The organism is uncultured Granulicatella sp., from assembly GCF_963515615.1.
In the GTDB taxonomy this organism is placed as follows: domain Bacteria; phylum Bacillota; class Bacilli; order Lactobacillales; family Aerococcaceae; genus Granulicatella.
In genome coordinates this window covers 1-10032 of sequence record NZ_CAUPZT010000052.1, presented here as the reverse complement: position 1 = coordinate 10032, position 10032 = coordinate 1, and the positions used below count along the sequence as shown (strand labels likewise).

Below are 10032 nucleotides of genomic sequence, written 5' to 3'. Positions count from 1 at the left end.
GAAGGAGTATTATCTATTTAAAGAAAATTTTAAATAGAAAGAGATGATTATATGTCTGTAAATGATATTTTGTCTGCATTATCGGATGAAAATCGTCGCAAGATTTTAGAAATTTTACGACAGGGACGAACGAATACTGGAGACTTAGCACAGAGCTTACAAATCACACCACAAGCATTGTCGTATCATTTAAAAAAATTAAAACAGGCGGATTTAATTTATGAAACAAAGGAAAAAAACTTTATTTATTATGAATTAAATTTAACGGTTTTAGAAGAGGCAATTGTTTGGATGAATTCAATTATTGGAGGAAAATAATATGTTAGTAGAACAAAGAAAAATTTATTTATTAGATGTCATTTTGACTTTTTTACCTATATTACTTGCTTTATGCGTTGTTTGGTATGCACCTGAGACAATTGCCACTCGTTTTGACTTAGAAGGAAATGTTGTAGCAACAGGTTCACGTTGGACGATTCTAATATTACCAATCCTCATTCTATTATTATCTGGTTTGATGAAATGGATTGATGATAAAGAATTAGTCGGAAGTCAAAATAAGGAAATTAGCCGTTATATTTTTAGACTCACATTATTATTGTTTAACGCTATTGCCATTTTCCAATTTGTCTTAATTTTGACAGGAGTTAGCATAGGTACACAAAAGGTACGTTTTCTTGCATTTCTTATGGGATTATTTATGATATTTATTGGAAATGTAAGTCCTAAAATCAAAGAAACGAATAAGCACTTTGGATTCCGTGTTCCATGGATTATGAATAAAGATGAAGCTTTTCGAAAAACACAACGATTCTTTGGATTTGCGAGCATGGTTTCTGGTGTAATCTTTATCTTAATTTCATTATTTGCGGGAAACAAATTAGCATTGTTTCTTGTAAGTATTGTTTTAGTACTAACGATTGGCATTACTATGGTGTATTCGTATAAAATTAGCAAATAAAGGATAAATGACTTTTCTTCGTAATAGTTTTGGGCAATATTCTCAATTACTACGGAGAAAAGTTTTTTTTTCACATTGATTTTTAATTTAAGGAGCGTTATACTTTACGTGAAAACGATAACAAGTTAAAGAAGGGAGATTATGATGCAAAAAGGACAAAAATTATTAATTGGTATTTCTATTGTAGTAGGAGTGATATGTATTGAATTAAGTATGTATGTCATTCCTTTTATAGAAGAAGTTAAGGAGTTTGAATTACCTATGTTTGTCGTAGGTGTTATTCTTTGCATCATCTCCATTATTTTTGGAATTAGACATCAAAAAAGTTAAGGAGGGTAGAAGAATTGGGTTACATTCATTTATTTAACAGTAATAGGGGGAGTCTTTATGTTAGGAAAATATAGAGTAGTTAGTATTGTATTGTTAAGTATTTGTTTAGCTTCTTGTGGTCAACAGAAAAATACACAAGAAACAACGGTTCAAGAAAGTGTTACAACAGTGGAACAAAATAAAACCACTAACTTTCAATTAGGAAAAGGAAGTAATCAGTTTAATACTGTTTCATTCAATGAAACGTTTAGAGACAAGAGTGTAGTTTCTCATTATGCAGATGAGTATCCAGACTTTATTCCGCAAATGTTATTAGAGGATGGAAAATTATACGGAAGTGTGGATCATGTTGGAATTTTGGAAATTGATTTAAAAACAAATACCTATTCATTGGTTCATGAAATGAGTGATGCAACAGTTTCCCATCAATGTGTTCGAGCAGTCGACAAAAATTGGGTATTTTTTGAGGAATATACAGCCTCAAAAGGAAATGCAAACTTCTACTTATTGAATCGTACAACGGGTGAAGTTACAACTGTCAAAGAGAATGAAAAGATGCCACTAGTTCATCATATTACAGCATTCTTTACAGAAGATTCGAAGTTAGTATTTAATATTGTTAAGGATAGTAAAGAGGATACATCTTTAAATACGCTTCATCAATTGGAAACAACAACGATGAAAGATCAAGTCATTGATCAAAATACTTTTTCACCGATTCAATTCAATGGAAAACTTTATTATATTCGTTATGATGCAAGTGCTAACCATTCAGAAGTTGTTCAATACGATATGAAGAGTGGAGAGAAAGAAGTAACGTTGACGCATCAAAGTGCAACAGAACATTTCAATCAATTATTTACGGATCAACATGAATTATATGTTTCACTAGGCACAGATTTAAAGAGTGGAACCATTTACCACGTCAATCAAGCAGAAAAGAAATATGATTGGGTCTATGGATATACAAGCACAGGATTTATCCAACAAAATCGCCTTGGATTCATGAGTTTCTCAGCAACTGATACTGAATCAGGACGATACAAAACACCTTATCGTTTGATTGACTTACAATATCAACATGAATATGACTATGATGGAAGCATGGTATTCCTATCAGAAAAAGGCATGGCATGGATAGCTTTTAAGAAAGATACAAAAGACATTCCAAAAGGTGAAACATTCCGAAACGAAAATTCAGAAATTCATTATGTTGAATTTGAATGAAGATGAAAAGTGATATATAACTACAAGCTCCTAGAATGAACTAGGGGCTTGTTTTGTAATTTAAAGCAATTATTCGTATTGATGATTAACTTTTGTTCTTAATAATATTATATTTTTAAGTGTAAAAAAATTTTAAATTAAAAGAATAAGGAGGTAACTAGTTATGAACATCACACTTTTTGTCTACAGTTTATTGTTATGTATGTTAGCATTTTTTGCTTATAAAAATGAGTTAGGAATATCTATTCCTTCAATTCTACTAGTTGTATTGTTAACATTCTTTGCAGGGATTCATCTCTTTTATACGAATATCATTATTAAAGTAGTAATTTCCTGTTTGTTGTTATTGATTTCGCTCATGTTTTTTGTGGATAGAAGAAAGAGTCTTAAGAAAGTTCATTTGTCGCATCATATTATTAGATTGCTGCTTCATTTAGTTTTAATAGTTAATTTATGGGTATTTTAGATTGAAAGAAAAGAGGAAACTAAATGTATCATACTAATGATATAGGAAGTAATTGGAAAGACGTTTGAAAAGAACTTTTCACACAAGAAGAAATTCGTAAAAGTGATGAAAGAGTTGAGAAAATTAGTAAAACAATTGAAGAACAAAAGCAAGAACAGTAAGAGAAATTAGAATATAAACCACCATGGCATCTACCGCAAAGGCAGATGTCATTTTTCATTCGATGAAAAAATCTGAAAACATTTTTGAAAATACCTTGATTTTATCATTGAATATGCTATAATTCGAACAATATTTATTTTGGAGGTGTCGTATGTCTTATTTATTTGAGATATTACCAAGTTTATTGAATGGTGCAACTATGACGTTACAAGTGTTTGTACTTGTTTTATTATTTTCAATTCCTTTAGGAGTTGTGATTGCGTTTGTGTTGCAAGTCCATTGGAAGATCCTCCATTATGTGATTCATATTTATATTTGGATTATGCGCGGGACGCCGTTATTGCTTCAGTTGATTTTTATTTATTATGTATTACCTAGTGTAGGCATTCGTATAGATCGTCTTCCTGCTGCGATTATTGCGTTTACGTTGAATTATGCAGCATATTTTGCTGAAATTTTCCGTGGGGGAATTGATACGATTCCAAAAGGTCAGTATGAAGCGGCTAAAGTGTTAAAATTCACACCAATAGCAACGGTTCGTTATATAATTCTTCCTCAAGTGACTAAAATCGTGTTACCTAGTGTATTTAATGAAATTATGAGTTTAGTAAAAGATACATCATTAGTGTACGCATTAGGAATTTCCGATTTAATTTTGGCGAGTCGTACAGCTGCTAATCGGGATGCTAGTTTAGTGCCAATGTTTTTAGCAGGAGCGATTTACTTAATTTTAATTGGGGCTATTACGATTGCTGCAAAACGTGTTGAGAAAAAATTCAGTTATTACCGTTAGGAGGAGAACAATGTTAGAATTACGCAATATTAGTAAAGGTTTTGGCGATAAGAAAATTTTGTCAAACTTTAATGTAACGATACGAGAAAAAGAAATACTAGCAATCGTTGGGCCTTCTGGTGGAGGAAAAACAACATTACTAAGAATGTTAGCAGGATTAGAAACGATTGATTCCGGAGAAATTTATTATAATGGAAACTTAGTTCCATTAGATGAATTAGAAAAACGTCCCTTATTAGGATTTGTATTCCAAGATTTTCAATTATTCCCACATTTATCTGTATTAGACAACTTAACCTTATCTCCAGTCAAAATGATGGGCATGGCAAAAGACGAAGCAGAGGAAAAAGCTAGAAAATTATTACTACGACTAGGGTTAGCCGAACATGCAGATGTCTATCCTTATTCCTTATCAGGAGGACAAAAACAACGGGTCGCACTCGCAAGAGCGATGATGATTGACCCAGAAATTATTGGCTATGACGAACCAACTTCAGCATTAGATCCAGCACTACGATTAGAAGTTGAAAAATTAATTCTACAAAACCGTGAATTAGGAATGACTCAAATCGTTGTAACCCATGACTTGCAATTTGCTGAAAATATTGCTGACCAATTATTAAAAGTGGAACCAAAATAGGAGGGAGTTTATGATTAAAAAGAAATTCTTACTATTTTTTACATGCAGTCTTAGCATCCTCTTCATGGCTTGTACACAAAAAGCTAGTGACCCGAAACAAGATAATTGGGAAAAATATCAACAACAAAACAGTATTACAGTAGGATTCGATAATACATTTGTTCCAATGGGATATGAAGAGAAAAATGGACAATATGCAGGATTTGATATCGACCTAGCAAAACTAGTTTCTAAGAAATTAGGCATCCAAATTTATTTTCAACCGATTGATTGGGATATGAAGGAAACAGAATTACAAAACGGAACAATAGATGCTATTTGGAATGGCTATTCAGCAACCGATGAACGAAGCGAAAAAGTAGCATTTACGATTCCCTATATGCAAAATACACAAGTCATCGTCAGCAAGAAGTCTAGTAATATTAGAACTGTTGAAGATATGAAGGATAAAGTATTAGGTGCTCAAACAGGTTCATCTGGATATTTGGATTTTGAAGCACAACCGGAGCTGTTAAAAAATCACGTAAAGAATCATGATGCAGATCAATATCAAAGCTTTAACGAAGCACTCATTGACTTAAAAAACGACCGCATTGATGCATTATTAATTGACCGAGTTTATGCGAATTATTACCTCGTTTCAGAAGGCATTATAGATGACTACGAAATCTTTCCAGCAGGATTTGAAAGTGAATCCTTTGCGGTAGGAGTACGTAAAAGTGATAAAACTTTACAAGAACAACTTAACCAAGCATTTGTAGCCTTATACCAAGAAGGAAAATTCCAAGAAATCAGCCAAAAATGGTTTGGCGAAAATATCGCTACAACAGAAGTCAAAGGTGAAAAATAAGAAATTTAGAGGCATCTACTAAGAAGTAGGTGTCTTTTTGCATCATTCATTGAAATCGTACAGCGAATCTGTTAACTTTAAGGTACTAACAAAGTTAAAGGATAATGACATGAAACAGAAAACAACAAGTATCATAGAAGAACAATTACAACGACTCAACCGTTCCCCATTATTTGCCATTTCCTTAAGTGGGAAGGAATTATCTCATTCCAATTTTTGGGCATGGTTACTAGAGCAAGAAGTTGAAGGAAAACATCCATTTATCGAAGTATTTATCCCTGATTTTTATCAAAAAGGATGTACATTCGTCTCAGTCGAACGAGAAAAGAAACATGTGGATCTAACGATTACGTATAAAAACAAAGCGAATGTAACTGAAGTACTCATTATTGAAAACAAAATCAAATCCATTCCAACAAAAGAACAATTGATGAGATATGAAGAAGAATTAGGGAAACAAGAATTACCAATCACAGGGATTCTAACAGGACTATATGCATCACTAGATATTCAAGAATTAGGGAAATGGTCATTCTTAAGTTACCAAGAAATAGCAACAAGAATTCAAAATATCCAACAACAACATGCTACAATGGATTTTGCAGACTATATCAAACAATATGCAGAAGACATCGAAGTACTCTATGACTTATTCCAAAGCAAAATGGAGCAAAATGAAAGCAAATACATCATTGGAGATGAAGACTTAGAAAAAATACGCTATTCTGATATTTATGTAAAACTAAAAGGATCAGAATTTATGGAAGAAATTTATAAACGACTAACTTTTGAAGCATATAAAGATTGGGCAAAACCAGTCTGTGGACTTAGCTTCAACCATAAGAAACCAACCCTAAGTATCGTCTTCTCTCAAAGAATCGATGAAGATCCAATAAAAGAAATTGGCATGATTGGCGTGCAAATAGAAGGAGACCAATTTAGAATTTATGGAGGAGCTTCGCAAGAAGGTAATTATAACGAGAAAACGGTGATTGAGAAATTGTACGAATGTGATTACTTCAAACGAAACTTCGCAGAAGAAATCGCAAAACAAAATCGCACTTCCAAAATGAGAAATAACTATTGTAAGTATGGGAATGTAGCAGCTAAATATTGCCATTGTTATCAATACTGGAAAATAGAGGACTTTAGCTATGATGCCATTATTGATGAGTTAATGAAGCAAATGAAAATTGCAGAAGAGAAGATAATGAACGGCTTGACGTTTGGGTAGTAAGGAGACGGCGTGAGCCGTCTTTTTGTAAAAAAAATTATTCTAATTACCTCATACAGTTATTGAAACCTTATGATATAATAACCTTAAATAAAATTACAGGAGGAGTTATATGAAAACGGAACTGTCAAATCTATTAATGAATGTTGAAGAATTTGTAGTAAATGGTACATTAAATAAAAATAAATTATCAGAACTTGCCAGAAAATATGATGCAAAACTTCTTAATCTATTGATGAAGGAAGAAAATGTTAAAAATCATTTCTTTACTACTTTAGAAGATGGAGTTCTTGTATTCAAAAAAGATGTTTTTTTACAATTTTTAAATAATAAAGAATTTTTTCCAGATAGTTATACAGCATATAAAACTAAAATTGGATTAGGAACTGATAATGGAGACTATATATCAGAAAATAATGACGTTGTATTAAACTTTCCTTATAAAGATTGTATTCTTGAAGGTGGACAAACAAAGGAAGATACCAAGAGACAAGAAGTATTCTTCAATAAAACACTTGCTCCTAATGAAATTAATCGCTTATTAGATAATAAAGTATTAACAAACTTTAAACGTTATGATAAAGAAGGCGAACACGAAGTTGAAAGTATTGAGGATACAGATAATTTAATCATTAAAGGTAATAATCTAATTGCTCTGCATAGTTTGAAAAAAAGATATTCCGGAAAAGTTAAACTTATTTACATTGATGTACCATATTATTTTAAAAAAAATATTGGAGATTCATTTAAGTATAATTCAAATTTCAAAATGTCTACTTGGCTTGTTTTTTTAAAGAATAGATTAGAAGTAGCAAAGGAATTACTACACGAACAAGGTTCAATTTGGATTCATACAGGGGAAGATGGAATGCACTATCTTAAGGTTTTGTGTGACAGTATATTTGGAAAGGATAAATTTATTGGAACTTTACCAAGAAAAATCCGAGATGGTAAATCGGATGTTCCATTTAATTTTTCGCAAGATTTTGATTGGATATTAGTTTATACTAAAGCAGCTGAAAATCAAGCTATTGTTGGACGTAAAATTGAACGTAAGTATTATACAACACCTGATTTTCCTAATCGTCCATGGCGCACAGCTGACTTAACAAAGCAAACAACTGTAAAAGAAAGACCGAATTCTGATTTTACGATGATTAATCCCAAAACCGGTAAGCAATATCCAGTAAATCCTAAAAGATCATGGGCAGTTTCGAAAAGTACATTTGATGATTGGTATCAAAAAGGTGGAATTGGTTTTCCTGATGATTATGAATTCATGAAAGGTGACAAGCCTTTCAGAAGAGTTTTTAAGGATGAGGATATTAAAAATAACAAGCTTTCGTATGTTAGCAGCGATATTCTAGTAAAAAATTTTGTTTATAATCTATTAGTTAATACAAAGAATAAAGTTGGTAATGTAGAAATAACTGAATTATTTACTAGAGATGATTTTTCATATGCTAAGCCTGAAAAATTGATAGAAACAATTTTGAATGTAACAACTGTTGAAGGTGATATTATTCTTGATTTCTTTATGGGGAGCGGAACTACACAAGCTGTTGCACATAAAATGAATCGTCAATATATCGGTATTGAACAAATGGATTATATTGAAACAGTATCAGTAGAACGATTGAAGAAGGTTATTGCCGGTGAACAAGGAGGAATTTCTAAAGATGTTGAATGGCAAGGTGGAGGTTCCTTTGTTTACTGCGAATTAAAAAATGATGCACAAGATTTCTTAAATAAGGTTGAAAATGCATTAAGTTCTGAAGAATTGGTAGAATTACTTGAAAAAGTAAAAAAATCTTCATTCCTATCTTATAGAGTAGACGCAAAGAAACTTCATAAGGAAGAATTCAATAATTTGAGTTTATTTGAGCAGAAACAACTGTTAGTAGAATTAATAGATCAAAATAATTTATATGTTAATTATTCTGATATCAATGATGTTGATAATAATATTTCTGAAAAGGAAAAACAATTAAATACAATATTCTATTTATAATTTGGTGAAATTTATGACTTTAGATAATAAAATTTTTATAACAGATATGGATTGTGATGAAGCAAGATTATTTTTTTGAAAAAGGATTCTTACTTTTCTGTTAATTTATAAATTATTTTAACTATTTATTAGATTATTCTATTAAGATAATTGGAAAGAAAAGGTTAATAGAGAAAAATCATATTCTAAAGAATTCAAAATATTCTAATGTTCCAGATATAAATTTTACAGACGATATAATTAGCAATTTATCAGCTTGAAAGAAATAATGAGTTCTAGAACTGTTGTCATTGCTTAAGAAATTACATCAGAGTATCATGTCATAATTATGACAGAGGCAGATAGTAACGATGAACGCTAAATTTTAAGTCCTTTACTAGAGAAAAATAATTTATATAAAAGATAGTACAAAACTGAAATTAAAGTGTTTGGTTTTAATTTTTCATGGTAACTGAGTTTAATTGAGTTAATAATCTAATGTAAATATATTAGGAAGTAATATTTTGTAGGAAGTGATGTAAATGGATGAAAAAAATTTTTATAAAAAAATACACCCTGATTTATTTTCAGATTCAAAAATTGTTAAAAAAGGAAAATTTTCAGAAGATTTCTTCTCTTATTTTTTAGAATCTTTAACTAGTCAGAGTCGAGAAAAAGAATTTGAAAAATATTGTAAAGGTATTGCAGAAGTTACTATTTGTCCTAATTTACTTCCTCAAACTGGACCAACAGGAGGGGGAGACAGCAAGGTAGATTCTGAGACTTTTCCTGTAGCGGAGACAATAGCAGAGAGATGGTTAGTAGGATATAGTGACTCAGCAAATAGTGAAAGATGGGCTTTTGCAATTAGTGCAAAGAAAAATTGGAAACAAAAATTTAAGTCAGATGTAAAAAAAATAATTGAAACTAATGAAAATCTGGAAAGAGGATACAAAAAAATATTTTTTATGACCAATCAATTTGTTTCTGACAAAAAGAGAGCAGAAGCAGAAGATGAATTAAGAAATAAATATGGTATAGATATACGTATATTAGATAGGACTTGGTTATTAGACAACACATTAAAAAATGACAATAAAAAAATAGCAATTGAAGCGTTTAATATGTCTGAAGATTTATATGATACGATAGATGAGGGATCAAAAGATAAAGAGCGCAAGAAAGCATTAGCTGATATTAATCAAGAATTTCAAAAACCAGAAGAAATAAAACCTTCGAAAATAGTAAAATTGTCAACAGAGTATATTGAGATTTTAAGAGAGCTAGAGGTTGATAAGTTTACAATGGTTAATGGTTTGGATAGTGTTAGGGTATCATACATTTGTGACAAAAAAGAATAAAAAAAAGAGAACCAATGT

The 10032-nt window shown here is 30.9% G+C and carries 10 protein-coding genes; all 10 read left to right on the top strand.

Annotation, left to right across the window (positions count from 1 at the left end):
* Positions 1–51 precede the first annotated feature (51 nt).
* The 10 genes from RYL55_RS07490 (at position 52) to RYL55_RS07445 (ending at position 10014) form a co-directional block, all read left to right on the top strand.
* Positions 52–318 (top strand): metalloregulator ArsR/SmtB family transcription factor, encoded by a 267-nt coding sequence (locus tag RYL55_RS07490; RefSeq protein WP_006702616.1) that lies wholly within the window; start codon positions 52–54, stop codon positions 316–318.
* Position 319: 1 nt separating this feature from the next.
* On the top strand, positions 320–961 hold the full coding sequence (locus tag RYL55_RS07485; RefSeq protein WP_315008341.1) for an SdpI family protein: 642 nt from the start codon (positions 320–322) through the stop codon (positions 959–961).
* Positions 962–1102: 141 nt separating this feature from the next.
* Positions 1103–1291: a hypothetical protein gene (locus RYL55_RS07480; RefSeq protein ID WP_315008339.1), complete on the top strand. Its 189-nt coding sequence runs from the start codon at positions 1103–1105 to the stop codon at positions 1289–1291.
* 57 nt (positions 1292–1348) lie between these two features.
* On the top strand, positions 1349–2518 hold the full coding sequence (locus RYL55_RS07475) for a hypothetical protein (protein WP_315008337.1): 1170 nt from the start codon (positions 1349–1351) through the stop codon (positions 2516–2518).
* A 779-nt stretch (positions 2519–3297) separates the two neighbouring features.
* On the top strand, positions 3298–3939 hold the full coding sequence (locus RYL55_RS07470) for an amino acid ABC transporter permease (protein ID WP_315008335.1): 642 nt from the start codon (positions 3298–3300) through the stop codon (positions 3937–3939).
* 10 nt (positions 3940–3949) lie between these two features.
* The gene (locus RYL55_RS07465; RefSeq protein ID WP_315008332.1) at positions 3950–4579 is read left to right on the top strand and encodes an amino acid ABC transporter ATP-binding protein; all 630 of its coding nucleotides are present in this window, start codon (positions 3950–3952) and stop codon (positions 4577–4579) included.
* A 10-nt stretch (positions 4580–4589) separates the two neighbouring features.
* The gene (locus RYL55_RS07460) at positions 4590–5429 is read left to right on the top strand and encodes an amino acid ABC transporter substrate-binding protein (protein WP_315008330.1); all 840 of its coding nucleotides are present in this window, start codon (positions 4590–4592) and stop codon (positions 5427–5429) included.
* 109 nt (positions 5430–5538) lie between these two features.
* The gene (locus tag RYL55_RS07455) at positions 5539–6663 is read left to right on the top strand and encodes a PD-(D/E)XK nuclease family protein (RefSeq protein ID WP_315008328.1); all 1125 of its coding nucleotides are present in this window, start codon (positions 5539–5541) and stop codon (positions 6661–6663) included.
* A 112-nt stretch (positions 6664–6775) separates the two neighbouring features.
* Positions 6776–8674, top strand: a complete 1899-nt coding sequence (locus tag RYL55_RS07450; protein WP_315008326.1) for a site-specific DNA-methyltransferase — start codon at positions 6776–6778, stop codon at positions 8672–8674.
* 521 nt (positions 8675–9195) lie between these two features.
* Entirely contained in the window at positions 9196–10014 is an 819-nt protein-coding gene (locus RYL55_RS07445) for a hypothetical protein (protein ID WP_315008324.1), read from the top strand.
* The last annotated feature ends 18 nt before the right edge of the window (positions 10015–10032 follow it).